The 17,963-nt window shown below is 44.2% G+C and carries 16 protein-coding genes; 2 read left to right on the forward strand and 14 right to left on the reverse strand.

All coding sequences use genetic code 11. From position 1 onward, the window contains the following. Positions 1 to 10: 10 nt before the first annotated feature. Positions 11 to 943 carry a DMT family transporter gene (locus K0036_RS14065; RefSeq protein ID WP_025642712.1) on the reverse strand — a complete coding sequence of 311 codons (933 nt, stop codon included), beginning with the start codon at positions 941 to 943 and terminating at the stop codon, positions 11 to 13. Then, positions 943 to 1,461, reverse strand: coding sequence for a peptidylprolyl isomerase (locus K0036_RS14070; RefSeq protein WP_220430010.1), 519 nt, complete (start codon positions 1,459 to 1,461; stop codon positions 943 to 945). Before K0036_RS14070 ends, K0036_RS14065 begins: the two co-directional genes overlap by 1 nt. A 144-nt stretch (positions 1,462 to 1,605) precedes the next feature. Between K0036_RS14070 and K0036_RS14075 the strand changes: the two genes are divergently transcribed. Beyond that, positions 1,606 to 2,109 (forward strand): hypothetical protein, encoded by a 504-nt coding sequence (locus tag K0036_RS14075; RefSeq protein WP_025642709.1) that lies wholly within the window; start codon positions 1,606 to 1,608, stop codon positions 2,107 to 2,109. A gap of 45 nt (positions 2,110 to 2,154) precedes the next feature. Here K0036_RS14075 and K0036_RS14080 read toward each other — a convergent pair whose 3' ends face one another. The 3 genes from K0036_RS14080 to proC form a co-directional block, all read right to left on the reverse strand. After that, a complete protein-coding gene (locus K0036_RS14080) occupies positions 2,155 to 3,804 on the reverse strand; it encodes an aryl-sulfate sulfotransferase (protein ID WP_025642707.1) in 1,650 nt (549 codons plus the stop codon). An 84-nt stretch (positions 3,805 to 3,888) separates the two neighbouring features. Next, a complete protein-coding gene (locus K0036_RS14085; RefSeq protein ID WP_025642705.1) occupies positions 3,889 to 4,512 on the reverse strand; it encodes a hypothetical protein in 624 nt (207 codons plus the stop codon). Positions 4,513 to 4,677: 165 nt separating this feature from the next. Beyond that, positions 4,678 to 5,472 carry a pyrroline-5-carboxylate reductase gene (gene proC, locus K0036_RS14090; protein ID WP_025642704.1) on the reverse strand — a complete coding sequence of 265 codons (795 nt, stop codon included), beginning with the start codon at positions 5,470 to 5,472 and terminating at the stop codon, positions 4,678 to 4,680. Positions 5,473 to 5,677: 205 nt separating this feature from the next. Here proC and K0036_RS14095 point away from each other — a divergent pair, with 205 nt between their 5' ends. Continuing rightward, positions 5,678 to 6,325 (forward strand): GntR family transcriptional regulator, encoded by a 648-nt coding sequence (locus K0036_RS14095; protein ID WP_025642702.1) that lies wholly within the window; start codon positions 5,678 to 5,680, stop codon positions 6,323 to 6,325. A 6-nt stretch (positions 6,326 to 6,331) separates the two neighbouring features. On the opposite strand, the gene K0036_RS14100 is transcribed toward K0036_RS14095, so the two are convergent. The 9 genes from K0036_RS14100 to K0036_RS14140 form a co-directional block, all read right to left on the reverse strand. Next, complete coding sequence (locus K0036_RS14100) at positions 6,332 to 7,849, reverse strand: DUF6034 family protein (protein WP_220430011.1); 1,518 nt, start codon at positions 7,847 to 7,849, stop codon at positions 6,332 to 6,334. 37 nt (positions 7,850 to 7,886) lie between these two features. Beyond that, positions 7,887 to 8,531, reverse strand: a complete 645-nt coding sequence (locus K0036_RS14105; RefSeq protein ID WP_173693955.1) for an ABC transporter ATP-binding protein — start codon at positions 8,529 to 8,531, stop codon at positions 7,887 to 7,889. Positions 8,532 to 8,551: 20 nt separating this feature from the next. After that, the gene (locus K0036_RS14110) at positions 8,552 to 9,436 is read right to left on the reverse strand and encodes a hypothetical protein (RefSeq protein WP_220430012.1); all 885 of its coding nucleotides are present in this window, start codon (positions 9,434 to 9,436) and stop codon (positions 8,552 to 8,554) included. Beyond that, positions 9,429 to 10,187, reverse strand: a complete 759-nt coding sequence (locus K0036_RS14115; protein WP_220430013.1) for a hypothetical protein — start codon at positions 10,185 to 10,187, stop codon at positions 9,429 to 9,431. Before K0036_RS14115 ends, K0036_RS14110 begins: the two co-directional genes overlap by 8 nt. A gap of 33 nt (positions 10,188 to 10,220) precedes the next feature. Then, entirely contained in the window at positions 10,221 to 11,774 is a 1,554-nt protein-coding gene (locus K0036_RS14120) for a DUF6034 family protein (protein WP_220430014.1), read from the reverse strand. A 63-nt stretch (positions 11,775 to 11,837) separates the two neighbouring features. After that, the gene (locus K0036_RS14125) at positions 11,838 to 13,379 is read right to left on the reverse strand and encodes a DUF6034 family protein (protein ID WP_220430015.1); all 1,542 of its coding nucleotides are present in this window, start codon (positions 13,377 to 13,379) and stop codon (positions 11,838 to 11,840) included. A gap of 66 nt (positions 13,380 to 13,445) precedes the next feature. After that, entirely contained in the window at positions 13,446 to 14,999 is a 1,554-nt protein-coding gene (locus K0036_RS14130; protein ID WP_220430016.1) for a DUF6034 family protein, read from the reverse strand. Positions 15,000 to 15,672: 673 nt separating this feature from the next. Beyond that, positions 15,673 to 16,488 (reverse strand): ABC-2 transporter permease, encoded by an 816-nt coding sequence (locus K0036_RS14135; protein WP_220430017.1) that lies wholly within the window; start codon positions 16,486 to 16,488, stop codon positions 15,673 to 15,675. Positions 16,489 to 16,778: 290 nt separating this feature from the next. Then, the gene (locus K0036_RS14140) at positions 16,779 to 17,951 is read right to left on the reverse strand and encodes a hypothetical protein (protein ID WP_220430018.1); all 1,173 of its coding nucleotides are present in this window, start codon (positions 17,949 to 17,951) and stop codon (positions 16,779 to 16,781) included. Positions 17,952 to 17,963: the final 12 nt, after the last annotated feature.

The following is a 17,963-nucleotide window of genomic DNA, read 5'->3' on the forward strand; positions in this document are numbered from 1 at the left end:
TTACTGTTTCTTATTGTACGTTATCGCTACGCATTTTGCAAGGTGCAGAATTCACCACCACAATACCAATACTAACCAGCACCAGGGCCGCAAGATTCTGTACCGTGAATATATCTTCTCCCAGCAGAAGCGCTGACAGCGTCACTCCGAATACTGGGATGCTGAATCCGAAAATGGTAACCTTGCCCACCGGATTATATTTCAACAATTCTGCCCATAAGGTAAATGCGATTGTTGACAGCAGAACAAGGTAAAAGAATAGCGCGGATGATCTGGCGTTAAATCCATACATGCTGCCGCCCGTCAGATAGCCCGCAATCATCAGCACCGCGCCTCCAAACAGCAGCTGAAAGGCGGTGATTGTCATCGGGCTTTCCCTGTGGGATATCAGTTTCATCGTCACAGAACTGATCCCATAGGTGATCGCGCACAGAAGGCTGATTCCCTCTCCCTGGAATGAAAATCCGCTGCCCCATGCGCCCGGCACCACATTGATGACGATTACGCCCGCGAATCCGATCAGGCAGCCTATGGCTTTCTTCCAGGTAATCTTCTCTTCCTTCATGAGGAAATGGGCCGCGATAATCGCAAAGAAGGCATTGGATGCATTGATGACGGAACCCTTGGCCCCAGTAACGTGGGCAAGTCCGATATAGAAGAACACATAATTGATCGTCGTCTGCAAAAGCCCCTGCCCGAATACATAAGGAACGGAAGACCACTTCATAGTGATCAGTCTTCTCTCCAGCATGCTGGCCACCGCATATGTCAATACGCCCGACAGGAAGAAGCGGTAGCCCGCAAACAATATCTGGCTGCCCGCCCCCTCTATATGAAACATCTCATAGCCTATCTTTACACAAGGAAATGCGCTGCCCCATAAGGCGCAGCACACCAATGCCAGAAAGACTCTGGCCGTCGTATTCTGATAAAACTTCTCCATTATGCCCTCTCTGGCTCCGGATAGTCCTGGCCCTTGGTATCTACCGTTACCTTTTTCATCCTCTGTGCCTCCAATGGCCTGTCATTGTAGTCTGTAGGCGTATCCGCGATTTTATTCACTACATCCATGCCCGTGATAATCTTTCCAAATGCTGCATAAGAGCCATTCAGATGCGGAGAATTCTTGTGCATGATAAAAAACTGAGAGCCTGCGCTGTCCGGATGCATTGCTCTTGCCATAGAAAGGACGCCTTCCGTATGCGCCAGGTCATTGGAAAAACCATTCTGTGCAAATTCCCCTTTGATATTGTATCCCGGGCCGCCCGTGCCGGTGCCTTCCGGACATCCTCCCTGAATCATGAATCCACTGATTACGCGGTGGAAGATCAGTCCGTCATAATATCCCTTCTTCACCAGCGAGATAAAGTTATTTACCGTGTTCGGTGCAATCTCCGGATATAATTCTGCCTTCATGATGTCTCCATTTTCCATTTCAATCGTAATAATTGGATTTTCCATAATTTACTTCCTCTCTTTTTTCAAATATTTAAACCGTATTATCTATTGTAACGGATATTTTTCCATTCGTAAAGTATCTTGATTGGAATGATATGCATAGAATCAGGAATACTAATCAAGACAAAGTAAGACAGGGAGGATGATATGATGAAAAAATGTAAGATATTGGGGACTGCCGCGGCCATGATGCTGGTATTCGCGCTTGCAGGGTGCGAAAACAATACGGATGATGTGGACGCCCTCAAAAAACGGGTAGACCAGATGGAACAGGAACTGGCTGATATGGAGATTAATAATAATCTTGCCGAATCCTCTCAGGATAAGGCTTCTATTAATGAAGTCTCCGCATCCGATGACTCTATCGCATCTCTTACCCAGGCTGTGGATGACATGGTGTCAAAGGCCAACGAAGCAAAGCCAGACGGTACTGAAGAGGAAAAAATGGAACAGTTCTTTACCCTCAAAAAAGAGATGAAGAGTATGGACAGCCGTCTGGATGCCTACGAGGATTATCTGGAATACCAGTACCGCCAGGAAAAACTTTCCCGGGAAGAATACCAAAGCCAGGATCAGGCGCTGGAAGAACTGGAAGATAAACTGGACGCTGCCGAGGACCAGCTGGAATGGACCTTCGGCATAGACGACTAGGCAAAAAGATGCCGGAGCATCCATGTGCTCCGGCATCGCTTCCATCTATTGCCCTATAATGCCGTCTTCAAAATAGAATCCGTCAAAATCATACTTATAGACGCGGTAAATAAACTTTTCCATATCCATCTTATAACTTGCGATCAGTCTATGATCCTTGTCATACTCGCCAAACATGCCTTGGAATCCTGAATCGATCACCGTATTGTCCCCAATATCCTGGGCGCTGCTTACATAGCCTGAATAGGGAACTTCAAAGGAATCTGCAAGTTTAAAGGTTCCTGCATTCTCGTCCACCAGATACTTATAGTAATAAGAAGAAGTCCCCTCCTTGGCGCTGTTCTGTACAAGTCCCACCGCAGCCCAGTCAAAATCCGGCCTGGTTTCGCTGATTCCAATATTATTGTTAAACATATACAGATAATACTGTCCCTCCGGCAGGCTATCATCTTCTACATAGGCAACCGAGTGCTGCCCGCCATGGATGGTAAACTCTCCATCCTTTGCAAACACCAGGCTTTCATACTGCGTCCCTGTCCAGAAGGACTTCTCTGCGATCATATAGCCCAACGTTGGAGTTCCATAGATATCATTGACCCTTATAATAGAGGAAGTCTCCCTCGAGCTTAACAGCACAGATCCGTTGCCCATCCACTGGATCGTATTGATATGCATCCAGTCCAGCTCTCCATCTTCGCTTCTTTGGCATTCCGCCTTGTATTCCCCAAACAGAGCGCCAAGATCCAGCACTTTCGTGACTTCTCCGGAATTTACGTCCAGCTTGACCACAACCTCTTCCGTGCTGTCCTGTTTCTTATCTGATGCCAGAATCAGCATATTGCCGTTGTCATCAAATACATAATCATGATGGACTTCATAGTCTCCGAGATCAAAGACATTTGTCACCTGTCCCGTCCTGCTTACCTGCGCCATCTTCGTCTCAGAAATACTGTAGTACATAGAATCCTTATCAAAGATCAGCCTGTGGCTTCGGTATCCCAGAAGCGGCACCTCTCCCCGGAGCGTTCCATTATTGTCGTAATAATACATAAAGTCCAGAGCAGTGCTGTCATTTCCCAAGACTACATAGAGCCCGTCTTCCAGCTGGCTTGCATCGCCTGCCACATCCGTATCCAGCTGTACATCTTCCGTTCCTATAAGGGAGCCCATCTCAAATACGATCTCCTTGGTGTCCGTGGAGCCATCTTCCTCTGTCAGGAAAAACGTAACCTTATTCTCCATATCGGGTATCAGGCCGATCACCTGGAATTCATGTTCTTTCTGGTATGTCTCCTCCTGATACACCGTCCGGTTAAAATCCTGAATCTTCGGGTCTTCGGCATGAACCGTATAGGCTACGCTCACTGGCTCATCCGTGTTGAAATACACATAGAGCGACTGGGTGTTGGTGCCGAATGGATTGTATTCTATCAGCATATTGCTAAGCGTGTACTCCTGAGAAGACTTCTTCTCTTCCAGTTCCTCTGCTATCTTATCCTGATTCTTCACATCGTAGGCAGCCTTAATCTTCTTCAGAGATTCTTCCTGCGTCTTGGTAAGCTTCGTTGTCTCCGTATCCGTCTGCTTCGTGCTGTCTCCTGTCTCCGAAGTTGCCATAACCTTCGCCCCTACGCCCGTTGCGATAAATATCGCAGCCGCCAGGGCACAGGCCAATATCTTATTTCTCTTTCTCAATTTATACCCCGCCTTTTCTAACTTGATTATGGGTTGCTATACTCACATTTTAACAGGAATTTGTGTTCATTTCATGAAAATATCTCAAATTATGGAATATAATATTATACCGCCCTTTTCTTCGTATCCGGTGTCCCACAGTTCCTTCAGGGACATCCGCACTGCCTGCCCATAGGTAGCCACCGTTATATACATCTCCTGCGGCCCGTCTTCGTAGCCCACCACGAGAAACCAGTGCCAGATAAAGTCCTTATACTTGTCAACATTCTTATGCCTCAGCATCAAATACGGCACAGGAAGTCCCGCATTGATCTGCCGCCTGATCTTTTCAGCCGCTTCTTCATAAGAACGGCTTCCTTTCAAGCCTTCCATAGCAATCTGTATCCCGGCGCCCGTCTTGTCATTTACGTCCTGGATATACCGCTGGAATCCTTCAATGTACCATTCAAGCTTCTTCACGCCGCCGACCCTCGGCCGGATATAGGGCTTCATAATCTGGCTGAATTGCTTATACTCTTCCTTATTAAGATGCATCTTGTCAAAAGGATAGAGTGCATCCATGCCCATATAGAGGGCAAAGTAGATACAACTGTCGCAGGCAGTCGCAGCGCCGCATCCTCCGATATTCATAACTACATTTGTAAACCAATCCTGGCTGCCCCCATAGGCTTCTTCTATCGTAAAATAATCGAGTCTCTTACTATGCATAATTCTGTCGCCTCCCAACGCAATCAGGGGCAGTTCCGGTCAAATCCCTTGCCAGCCCGCCGCAAAAAGGTTGAACCAGAACCGCCCCTGATTGAAACTTGATACTATCTTAACTCATCTTTCAAGATTTTGGGACATTGTACTGATATTTATACAATATTTATGCTACATATTCTTTGAAATTTCTTCACATACCTTCATGGCCTCAAAGATTGCGCTTCTAAATCCGCGTTCTTCCAGTACGCGTACTGCCTCGATCGTAGTTCCTGCCGGAGAGCACACCATATCTTTGAGATCCCCAGGATGCCTGCCTGTATCCAGAACCATCTTAGCGCTTCCAAGAACTGCCTGTGCCGCAAACTGATATGCCTGTGGTCTTGGCATGCCGCCGGAAACAGCCGCGTCAGCCATCGCTTCAATCATCATGAATACATAGGCCGGGGAACTTCCGCTGGTGGATACTACCACATCCATCAGGCGCTCTGGAACAATCTCGACACGGCTGAAACTTTCCAGCAGCGTACGGATATATGCCAGCTCCTCTTCCGTTATGTGCTCGTTGGGGCATGCCGCCGTCATGCCAGCTCCCACCATTGCAGGCGTGTTCGGCATAGTACGCACGATCTTCACATCCTTGCCAAACTTCTCGGCAAGCCATGCGAGCGTCTTGCCTGGAGCGATCGTAATAATGATCTGCTCATCCTTGATATCGCCCTTAATCTCATTGATCACATCTTCATAAAATTGTGGCTTAACCGACAGCACGATGACTTCCGCCTTGTCTACGACTTCCTTATTGCTGTCTGTCACCTGAATGCCGAACTGCTCTTTTGCGCGTTCTCTTCCCGGAGCAAACAGATCCGCCCCAATAATCTCCTGTGCCGGTATAATCTGCTTCTTTATAATGCCGCCCATAATTGCTGATGCCATGTTTCCTGTACCAATAAATCCTAATTTCATCTTCCATACCTTCCTTTGCTCATGAATTGTACGAGTTTCCTTTGTATACATATTTTTAATTTGTATACAATTTTCTTCTTGCAACGACTATATCATGCATTTCATAGAAAGTCAATAATCATCTTGTTTTTTTCCTATAAATACGTTATAATTTGTATACAATATTGCATTTCGTATACTCAGGCAAAACACAAGGAGGTATCCAATGGCTAACAATAACAAAAGTGTCTCTCTCACAGATCAGGCCTATGAGAACATAAAAACGAATATTCTAAACCTGACCTATCCTCCCGGCATGGCTTTGACCGAAGCCCTGCTCTGCAGCCAGCTGGGAATGAGCCGAAGTCCTGTCCGCGCAGCGATTCACAGACTGCAGACAGAAGGCTTGATCGTATCCGACTATTATAAATCCATGACGGTCAAAGAGATCACGGATAAGGATATCAACGAAATCTACCAGCTACGGGAATTGCTGGAAGGGGCCGCATTCAAGCTGATCTTTACTACCGGCCGTAACGAGGAATATTCTTACCGCATTGAGGAAAAGGTAGTCCGCATGTGCGCTGCTGCCAATGACCTCTATGAATGGGAAGTGGCAGATACTGCCATGCACATGGAGATCGTCAGTATCTTTGACAATGACAGAATCAACCGCATCTACGAAAACAATCTGTCCGAACTGATCCGCATGGGCCAGTATTCTGTTAAAAATGGAATGCATATTCCAAAGACCAATGAAAATCTCAAAAAGATGGTCCGCCATATGAGAAAGGGAGACTACGAGAAAGCCTATGCCATTCTAAAGGCAGACCACTTTGGCACGGGAAAGGACAGCGCGCTTAAGGGCAGATGATTTTCCTTATTCATTCGGTATTGTCACATAACCGCCGTCAATTGCATTTAGCACGACCGTCTCCGTGCCCCATCCCAGCTGCTCTTCGGTCCCTGTCACGCCGGTGCGCTCCAGGTCGAATACCCATACCGGAACCATCCATGCCGCCGATGGCTCCTCGTACGCGTTGATATTCGCTGCCCGCAGCTGCACCTTCCTCACCTTGTAGAGGTAGCCTGCTCCTTCGCTTTTTAGTTCCTCTCCTCCGTCAGCAAGCGCGCCGTAAAGCAGATGGTCTGCAAGCTTCTCCTGAATCTTCTGGAAGGATAATAACTTAGTATTATCGGCGATCGTGTCTTTCTTCTTCGATATGTCCGTCCATTCGAATCTCTGGATTCCGTCCTCCGTAATAATAGCGCGTATCTTTTCTGCTGAAAAATATGGCGCATATACCGTCTCCGGCAGATCGTCATATATCATCGGCGAACGCTGGCTGTATCCTATGACATCCCCCGCCTTCCGATATAAATATACGGAGTAGCCCACGCTTTTTTCCAGCCCGGCTTCCTCCAGAAGGGCCCAACTCTCCGTATCCTCATTCCCGACAGCCTTGACGCAGTCGCTGACTTCAAACCCTTTGATCGACAGATCCTTCAGCATCTTATCCACTTTCTTCAATGCTTCCTCCTGCGTTAATCCTACGTCAGCGTCCGCCTCCTCTCTTAGACGGCCAAGCCACTCGTCATAGGCCTCGGTACTCTCGGCATTATCAAACTCAAGTTCCGCCAGATCAATCTCATCAACGAATGTCCCCTGGGAATACACAAACTTCGTCGTGCTTCCCACCTTGTCGTCATAATCCACCGCCCGGATGACCGGGTCACACTCCCTTCCTCTGTCCACCCTGGCCGTAAGTCCAATCTTGTCATCCGTATCGTAATAGTAATCGCTGACCTCGTTAAAATAATCCTTTTCCGTCTGGTACGGCACCCCAAGATTGGCTTCGATATACTTATTCTCCGCTCTTTCTTGCGGCGCTTTCTCAATCAGTTCATCCATCGTCTTTAGCATGCCTTCCCAGTAAGTGGTCAGTTGACCTCCCTTGCTCCAGGTCGCCCATCTTCCCTCATAATTGGCTATCTTTTCTTTCTCTTTACGCAACTCGTCCTTCGTCATCTCCGGATATTCGTATAACTTATCCCCTTTTGCAAAGTAGCCGCACAGCCGGGAGAGCCAGTCCTTTTTCAGGGATGCCATCTCATAAGAATATACCGGGGTGTTATAGATCTCAGGGATATTCGTATCGCAGTCTGCCTCCAGCGTGACGAACCCATCGCTTCTGTCCAGGGTTTCTTTCCAATGCTTCGGAATCCCCAGATCCTTGGGCTTATCCGTCTCTTTGGGAAGGATGCTCTCTTTTGCAAGCCCCTCGGACTTATCCGCAACTACTTTCTCTTTTGGAGTCTTCGCACATGATGTAATTCCTAATATGCTAATAAGCACCAATACTATAACCCCTAATCGTTTCTTTATAGATTGACTCAATTGCATTCCCTCCAATCTACTCCATACAGCACCAGCCTTATCCGATCCGTTCCAGCCGCCCGCCGTCCATCTCCCACACATCGTCCGCCAGCAGTTTGATATCCTCGCTATTATGGCTGGTCAGCATAATCGTCTTACCGGCCTTCTTAAGTTCCCCAATCAGTTCTCTGATCTCCTTCACTCCCTCCTTGTCCAGTCCATTGAACGGCTCGTCAAGGATCAGCATATCCGGATCTTCCATTATGGCCTGGGCGATTCCCAGACGCTGCTTCATTCCCAGAGAGTATTTCGCAACCGCCTTCTTGGAGGACGGATCCAGTCCTACCTTACGTATCGCCTCTTTTACCTGGTCCTGGGTAATGGCATTCCGGATATTTGCCAGCAGCTGCAGATTCCTATAGCCGGACAGATTTGGCAAAAATCCCGGACGCTCAATGATAACGCCCACGGATTCCGGGAAGTCTATGTCCTTTCCGATCTCTTTCCCACCTACGATAATATGGCCTTTTGTCGGCTCGATAAACCCACAGACGCATTTAAAGAACACGCTCTTTCCGGAGCCATTATTCCCAATTACGGCATGAGTCTTTCCTCTGGAGAATTCACAGGTGATTCCTTTCAGCACCTCTTCCTCGCGGAAGGTCTTTCTAAGATTCTCTACCTTTACAATCGCATCACTCAATCGTCGCACCTCCTAGCACATTAAGAGAAGTTGAACTGGTACCGCCTCGCCAGCCTTCTGATCAGCAGAATATTCAGCAGAATCCACACGCCCAGGATCAGGTAACTGTGCCACAGCCGCGGCAACAGGTCATATCCAAAATTATGCATGTAGTAGGTTGCATGATTCAGCGGCGAGATCCAGCCGCTGATCACATTGCTCTTATATTGCACCTCTTCCGGAATATTCAAAATCTTCCCGATCGTCCGGGGATCCAGAAGCAGCCCGTACAGATTCAGGATGAATACGCTCAGTACGCCGCCAAACTTATTCTTCATCAGATTAAACATCATCATCAGAGTCGCTGCAAGCAGCGTATATAGAGTCATCAGCAGGAAGATGGTAGCCGTACATTTGTAGGGATTAGACATCTCCATCGTCTTTACCGAGGCTGGCAGAGCAATCTGGCTTCCTACGCCGGAGTATCCCAGCATGGCTCCCGTCTCGCTCCACATATTTCCCGGAAACGAGATCGGGGCGCAAAGCAGGCAGAAGGTTCCCAGAAGGAATGCCATATAAATGACCGTCACCAGGACTACATACAGAAGCTGCGCGCTGACCCACACAGCCCGGCTAATCCGCAGCAGATAATAAGGCGTCGCGTCGTTGATGAACGGCATATCTACGAAGAAGAAGATCAGAAGCAGAGATGCAAGCAGGATGGACCTGCCATTTCCAAAAGCCCAGATAAAGGGCTCGAATATCTGCATCGTGGTATCATAACTATTGGCAAACATGATCGCCCGTCCGGACAGCATGACGCAGAACACGAATGCCAGGACAAACGCGGTAATAATCTTCGGATTCTTCTTCCATTCCAGGAAATTCAACTTCGTTATCGAGCATACAAGTCGCGCGTTAGTCATATCTCCACCCTCTTTCTATCGCCTTTGAATACGCCAGGGCCGCCACAATATTCGCAACGATCAGAATTGCCAGGATCGCCGTTGGCGATGCAGATCTCTCCAGCAGCCATTCCTTCGGATTGATCAGCCGCAGATTTGAAAGGTAGGCATCCATCAGCGTGGATATCACATAGTAAAAGATGAACGGGGCTGCATAAGCCATATACCTGTTGTTAACAAATGTTGCGATCAAGCCTCCCATTAGGGCATAGAATGAGCCATTGAGCCATAGTATGAGTATCCGCCGCAAAAAGGAGAGAAAATAAGCCGCACCCACCGTCTTCCATTGTGCAGCCTCCGCGCTGGTAAATAGGCATCTTGCAAAGCAGGCTACAAGCAGGATCAAAATGGCGGCTGCCACAGCCATCCCGCCAAAAATAGCGCAATTAACCACCTTGCTCCACCGGTATCTGCTCTTCGTGGTGCGAAGCAGAATATATTGCAGGGTGCCGCTCTGCAGATCCTCCACGTAAGCGGCGCTCATAGCCAGCGTACACGCAACCGGCACAAGGAGCGCAAAAGGTTCCGAACAAAGTGCCTGATACGCTGCCTCCAGGAACCGGATTCCGCCTTCTATGTACTCCACTTCTGCCAGATATCCCAGGATATCCCCCGCGCCGATCCACCCGGCTGCGGCAAGCAGGAGGATGCTTAAATAAAAGCCCACAGAATAGAAGCCCCTCCTAAATTCGATTCTAAATATTCTGTTCATCTTAAAGGCCTCCTCTTCAAACGATTCGTTCTCCTATGGCCACCCCAATCGGTGATCAACCTTTGGCATCACATAGCCGCCATCAATTGCGTTCAGTACGACGGTTTCCTCATACTTTTTCGTTCCTAGCGCAGAGAGGACCATGTCGCATTTTACCTTGAACACCCAGGCAGGAGCAAGCCATACGGCTTCTGGATCCTCATATGCAGGGATATTGGCCGCCCTCAGTTGTACATCCGCTACCTTATAATGAAAACTACATCCTTGCTCCTTGCCTTCGCTAAAACTGGATACTATCGTGTAAAACAGATGGTCTGCCAGTTTTTCTTTTATCTCATCAAACGATAATAGTTTCGTATTCTCTGCAATCGCTTCCTTCTTCTTCGCCAGATTGGTCCACTCGAACAGCTGCAGCCCCTCCTTGGTAATAATCATATGTATTCCCTCTGTCGAAAAAGATGGAGCATAGATAGTCTCCGGAACTTCCTCATAAGGCCGCTGGAACGGCTGCTCATAGCCGACCAGGTCTCCTGCCTTAGGCGCATAATAAATCGAATACCCCGTAGTCAAAGTCTGATTTTCCTCATCCAGATAGCCCCAGCTGACACTCCCAGGGCTTCCTGTCGCCTTGAAGCAGTCCGTAACCCCATATCCTTTTAAAGACAGCGCTTCCAGCACCTTATCGGCCTCTTCTAACGCATCTTCTTTTTGAATGATTCCATCTCCCTCCTGCGCCAGGCCGATTTTCAAGCGTTCCAGATAGTTATCGTAATACTCATTGTGGAACTCCAGAATTTCCTGGCTGGTGATATTCTTTTCCATCCACTTCTCGTCTATAAAAGTTCCCTGGCTATAGAGGAAATTAGAGGTGCTTCCCAGTTTGTCGTTATAATTAATCGCACGGATCATTGGATTTACCTCTTGTCCCTTATCTACCCGTGCCGCAAATCCTATCTTTTCCTCCGTCTCATAGTAGTATTTGCTATACATCCGGGATGCTGACGTGCCCTTCTCATTGACAGATTCTACTTCTAACTGCTGCGGCTCCACCAGTTTCGCCTCAGTATGCTGGCGCTTTTCCTCTTCTGGAGCCTTCTCAATCAGCTCATCTATTCGGGCTGTCATGGGGGATATATCATTCCCTTCCTCCCAGGCCCATTGTCCTCTCATATTGATGATATCGTCTTTTTGGGCCTGCAGTGCTTCCTTGGTCATCGCCGGCTCTTTATATAATGGATCGCCATCGGAGAAATAGTCGCATAATTTCTTTAAAAGCTTATCCGTCATATGTCTCATTTCATAAGAATAAACCGGCGTATTATAAATCTCCTGAATCTGTATCTGGCAGTCTGCCTCTACCGTGACATATCCGTCGCTTCTTTCTATCCGCTCCTGCCAATGCTCCGGAATCTTCAGGTCTTTCGGCGTATCCGTTTCCTTTGGAAGAATATTCTCTTTGGACAGTCCTTCTGACTTATCTACCACAATCTTCTTCTCCGGGGTCTTGGCACACGCTGCCAGATTGACTCCGCAGGCAAGAATACAGATGGTGGAAATCACTTGCTTTCTTATACGATACCTCATCATATGCTCCCTCCTCCGCTCACGCGCTCTATCACCTTGCTCCCTTATTCGCTGATGCTTCTTTGGCTAGTCAAAATTTAGCGTCACATATCCGCCGTCGATGGCATTCAAGATGACGGTTTCCGTTAGCAGCCTCTGTTCATAGGCTTGACCAGCCGATTCCGCCTTACTTATATACTCCAAGTCGAATATCCATACCGGAACCAACCATACCGCTTTTGAATCTTCATAAGCATTGACATTTGTTGCACGAAACTGTACGCCTGCCACCTTATAAAGGTTCTGACTCCCCTCCTGCTTTTCTCCTCCCATTTCGGAAACTCCCACATAAAGCAGATGCTGTGCTAGTTTTTCCTTAATCTCCTCAAAGGATAATAACTTTGTGTTTTCTGCAACAGTGTCCTTTCGCTTTGAGATATTTCTCCACTCAAATCTCTGGACTCCTTCCTTGGTAATGATCACTCGTATCTGTTCTGTCAGAAATGACGGAGCATACATCGTTTCTGGCAAGTCATTATAGACCATCCTTCGAGGTAAAGTGTATCCCGCAACGTCTCCCGCCTTTGGCGATAGATATACAGAATAGCCTACGCTTTTCGTTAGTTCTCCATCTTCCAGCCCCGCCCAGCTTTCACTGTCCTCTGTGCCGATTGCCTTCACGCAGTCCGTTACGGTAAAGTCCTTGATTGATAAATCTTTCAGCATCTCATTAACCTTTTTTAATGCATCCTCCTGGGAAAAACCTTCGTCGGCCTCTCGCTTCATCTCTACATTTAAAGAGTCCAGATATTCCTTATTTTGCGTGTCAAAGGCTTTCTGATAGTCATAATCGCTTTCCAAATCCATCACATCTATAAAGGTTCCTTGGCTATACACGAACTGTGTGTTACTTCCCACCTCCTCATTATAGGCAAGTGCACGAATAATAGGATCAACGGCTCTTCCTCTGTCCACTCTCGCTGTAAATCCTATCTTCTTATCTGTCTCATAGTACCAACTATACCAACCGCTGGTATAATCCCATGTCCGAATGTTTTCGACTTCCAACTGCTGTGGAGTCATTAGTTTGGCATCTATGTATTTGTGTTCCGGCTTCTGTTCCGGTGCCTTTTCAATCAGTTTATCCACATCTGCCTCAACCTTTTTCAAATCAGCGCCATGTATACCCGTATAACGCCCCCAAAGCCCTTTATATCCAGCTATCTTGTCTTTCTCCTTGACCAGTTCGCTTTTTGTCATTGGCGGATTCTCGTATAACCTATCCCCATCTGCAAAATATTCGCACAGTTTCTTCAGAAACTTATCTGTCATTTCCACTCTTTCATAGGAATAGACAGGCGTGTTATAGATCTTTGGAATCTGCATCTTATAATCTGCCGTCAGGACAACGAAACCATCGTTTTTTTCTATCGTTTCCTGCCAGTAATCCGGAACCCCCAGATCCTTTGGGGTGTTCTTTTCCTTGGGGATGATGCTTTCCTTGGATAAGCCCTTTGATTTATCCACAACGACTTTCTTTTCCGGGGTTTTGGCGCATGAGATCAGACAGACTCCAGCTGCCAGGATAAATACTACGGTAACAATTCTTTTCCTCAGATAATCCGTCACATCAATCCCTCCTCATTCTCATATGTGGTTTTTCATCTAAAAGGAACCAGGTACAGCTTATCAGCCTTACGGAATAATAATTCGAGGGTCAAGCCTTGGCATTACATAGCCTCCATCAATTGCATTCAGTACAAGTTCAATATCATTCCCCTTCATAGTTGTCTGTTGGGAAAAGGTTACATCATATTTCAAACTGAATACCCATGCCGGAACCAGCCATACCGCTTTAGGCTCTTCATAAGCCGAAATATTGACTGCCCTTAGTTGTACATCAGTTACAGTGTAACGATACCGATCCCCCAGCGCCTTGGCTTCCTCGCCGCCATCAGCCACTGCCCTATATAACAGATGATCTGCCATCTCTTCCTTTATCTCATCAAAGGATAGCAACTTTGTGTTCTCTGCAATCTCGTCTTCCTGTTCTCCCAGGTTCGTCCACTCGAACAATTGGATTCCTTCTTCCGTTAAAACCATATGTATCTGTTCTGTCGAAAAGGACGGCGCATAAGTGGTCTCCGGCAGTTCCAAATATGGCTGTTGGAATGGCTGCGCATAACCTACAAGATCCCCTGCTTCAAGGGATAGATAAACTGAATAGCCCCTGACCATTTTCAGATCCGCCTCATCAAGACACGCCCAGCTCTCGCTCTCGGGGCTTCCCACTGCCTTAACACAGTCCGCGACCCTGTACCCCTTCAGAGACAATGCCTTTAATATTTTATTCGCTTCCCTTAATGCATCCTCTCTCTGAAACATGTCGCTCTCAGTCTGGCCAAGTGCATCGTTCAAGCGATTTAGATATTCATTGTAAGCCTCGCCTTCGTATCCAAAAATCTCTTGATTGCTTAACGTATGCTCCATCCACTTCTCGTCAACGAACGTCCCCTGCCTATAAAGAAAATTCGATGTGCTCCCTAATTCTTCATCATAATCTATCGCTCGTATGATCGGGTTGACAGTCCGCCCTTTGTCAACCCTCGCCATAAAGCCAAGCTTTTTTCCCGTATCAAAATAATAATCACTGTTCTGGCGGGATACGTACATGCTCTTCTCCTTAACATACTCTTCTTCCGTCTGGTATGGAGCCATGAGTTCCGCCTTGATATAATGGCGTTCTTCCTCTTTTGGAGCCTTTTGGATCAATTCATCTACTCTTTCCAGCATTGGCTTTAAACTTCTCTCACTATACCATGACCAATCACCGCTCAGGCTAACCATGCTGTTTCTCTGAGCCTGAAGAGCTTCCTTCGTCATCGCCGGCTCCTCATATAGTCTGTCGCCTCCGGAGAAATAGTCACACAGTCTCTTCAGAAGTTTGTTAGTCACGGGACGCATTTTATAGAGATACACGGGCGTATTATATACTTCAGGTATCCGCACCTGGCAGTCTGCCTCTATAGTGACAAAGCCATTGCTCCTGTCCATGGTCTCCTGCCAATGCTCCGGTGCCCCCAGATCCTTAGGGACATCCTTTTCATTCGGCAGCACGCTTTCCTTGGACAGCCCCTCTGCCTTGTCCACAACGATACGTTTCTCTGGATTCTTAGCACACGATACTAGATTGAATCCACAGGCAAGAATGCATATGAAAGAAATTATTCTTCTGATTTGATACTTCATTAACTCCCCCTCCCTCGTCAACATCAACAAAGATTACTTTTCCTTTTGGTATTATCGTGATATATGTCTCTATACCATGCCTGCCTTCTTAGGGAACTAGCAAAAACAAGCAATGTCAAGATACTGCTGAAAAGAATGCTATACATAATAAGAAAGAGACATGTTTTTAGTTTCTGTTCCTCAATTTTATAGTATTTCCGACACAATACTCATTATTAATCCTCTCTATCGGCTCATTTTTAGTATACAATTCAAATTAAATTCAATAATTTTCTGTTATTTCAATTATGCATTATTTATTTCAAGACTTCAACAGTGTGTCCATGACTATACACATCTGTGGTTATAAATTATTAATTGTATAATTTGTTGTTACTTAATTATTAATGCCTTGATTTAATTGATAAATATGTGATCCCTATCTTCCTTCTTTGACAAATACGATTAAAATACACTATCGCTATCTTGTATGAGTGAAGGCTTTAAATGACCGTAAGTCCCTCCACCTTTTATATACAATTGTTACTAGATTTTATCAAAAATGGCATATTAAAGATTATTTTTTAAAATGCTAAAATTATTTTCGAGAAACTCGCTATCATGCTTTGCTCAACTCTCTTCAATCCTAAGGACCTAAAAACAAATCAGAATTTTGATATCTGTTCGATCCACCTTATATTTTTCGTTTTTTCTCTACTAAAATAGAAATATTAATACCAATCCATAATACACTCAAATCAACCACCAGCATAAACACAATACTAAGTCCTATATTATTGTTTACTACTCTTAGCAGGCTAGAATCAATCAATTTTTCTCCAAATAAATTAACTAACATCATCATTCCAAATGCCGGAATAAACCTTAACCACAAACTATTTTGTTTACTTATAGTAGCCTCTACTTTATAATAAATTAAATATTGTAGACAGGCTAAAACAAATGAAACAGAAACCATAAATGCAAAAACAACATAAAAAATACCTTTAATCACTACCCTCATTCTCTGTGCAGAAATATAAAGAATAAGTAATGAAAAAGCCGATGTAAATAATGTATTTATGCTTAAAAAAGTATATCTAGCAACAATTTTTATTTTTCTAGAGATCGGAAGCATATTATAAAAGCAAAATTTATAATCTTTATCCATCTCAAATGGTATAGTTGAAAAAATCATGTTCATCATAAACAAAGCCCCTATTACCACTATAGGCATATTTAAAACAATACTGACAACAAAAGAAAAACATATCGTACAAATTATTGTAATTAACTGCGAACAGACCAACGTATAATCAAGTTTAAGTACTTTTATCATACTTATATCCCCTTTTTGAATAAAAAAAACTATTTCCTCCAAATTCGCCTTTTTGCGTTTTATACCTTTTGGTATTCCTTTGATTTGAGTATCTTTAATCAACCCTCTTAACTCACAATTGTTTTCATATATATATTCGCATTCCTTTTGAAAATAAGGCAAATCTTTCATACTTCCTGTTATAATCCAATAACTATTCTATTTTTAGTTCCGACTGGTTCAGCAATATAAAGATATATAGAATAAAGTATCTCGATGGTCAAGATAATTAAAATCAAAAATAAATAATATTTACAGTTTAGAAGTATTCCCGTTAATATACAATTAGAGCATATTAAACATGAAATAAGTCCATTTTAATATGCCCCTCCACCAGATATTATGCGAATATATTATAAATTTTTTCCATTAAAACTTTCTTAAACTTTTTAATTCATCCGGCATTTTAGATTGATTTATGATTAATTAATACTCTCACAAAAAACTTCAAGTAAATTTCTCTCATCTTGTTGTTGTATATTCAGCAAATGTTCAATTTCCCAAAAAGACGAAGTTTTTATATTCTCCCTCTCATTTAGAAATTCCAAATTGTTTTCCAAATAACATATTTGATTTATTTGTGCTTTATAATACTGGTTTACTCCGTCATCATCAAAAATATTTATGGTATATGGAACCAATGTTTCCCATCTATTATCATCTTCATATTTCAAATAATATATAAGATGAATAAATAATATTTTACATTCTTCCTCCATGAACCGAATTTTATCTGTTTCCAACGTATTTATGCAATGTTCAAATAGCTCTTTCGTAGATGAATCTATTATATCGCCGCATATAATATATCTCATCAATATAATATTTATTGCGCTAACTATTATATCATCTTCTAAGAGATTACTGTTTTTCTTCGCTTGAAATTGCAATTCTTTTTCTAGCTCTCCCACCAAGTAATCAGATATTTTAAATATATTTTTTTCTTTTTCCGTATCTATATTTTCACATATCTGTACCAAAAAAAGTATTTCTCTTTTTTGTAGTAAAAAAAATGAATAAACATCTCCACGACTATTTCCTTTTTTCAAAACACTTGAAATCACGAACCCTGCCGAGAAGAAAAATAGCAAAAAGAAAAATTGCCTATACCAAATATCACTATTTTTCAATTTTATATTAATCAGGAGTGAAAATACCATCATCACACAAGAAACCACCGGCCCCATAATTAAAGCAAATGAAAAACCTCTTTTATAGTGTTTGTACTGTTGTAACGAAATTATATTTTTCTTCATTAATGGCAATATCCAACCACCTGACATAATTCTCCTAAAATTAATTTTCACTTTGATTTTTCTATGCAAAAAAAGCAGAAGTATACCACATATTTCCGCTGCTACAACTGAAAATCCCGTCAATAAAAAACTGATTAAATGCACTAGTTCATGGACCAATACGCATACAACATAAGCCCCTATAAAGCACCCTAAGGTAGCAATATTAAACTCCCCCATCTCATATTTGAATTCCTTCAAAAAAACTCTTGTCATTTTACCCACTAAAAAAATTATGCATATGTATATTGTTATTCCTACTATTTGATATATTCTTTTTTTTATATTACTTTTTTTCATTTATTCCATCCT

The sequence above is a fragment of the [Clostridium] scindens genome, assembly GCF_019597925.1.
Taxonomy (GTDB): Bacteria; Bacillota; Clostridia; order Lachnospirales; family Lachnospiraceae; genus Clostridium_AP.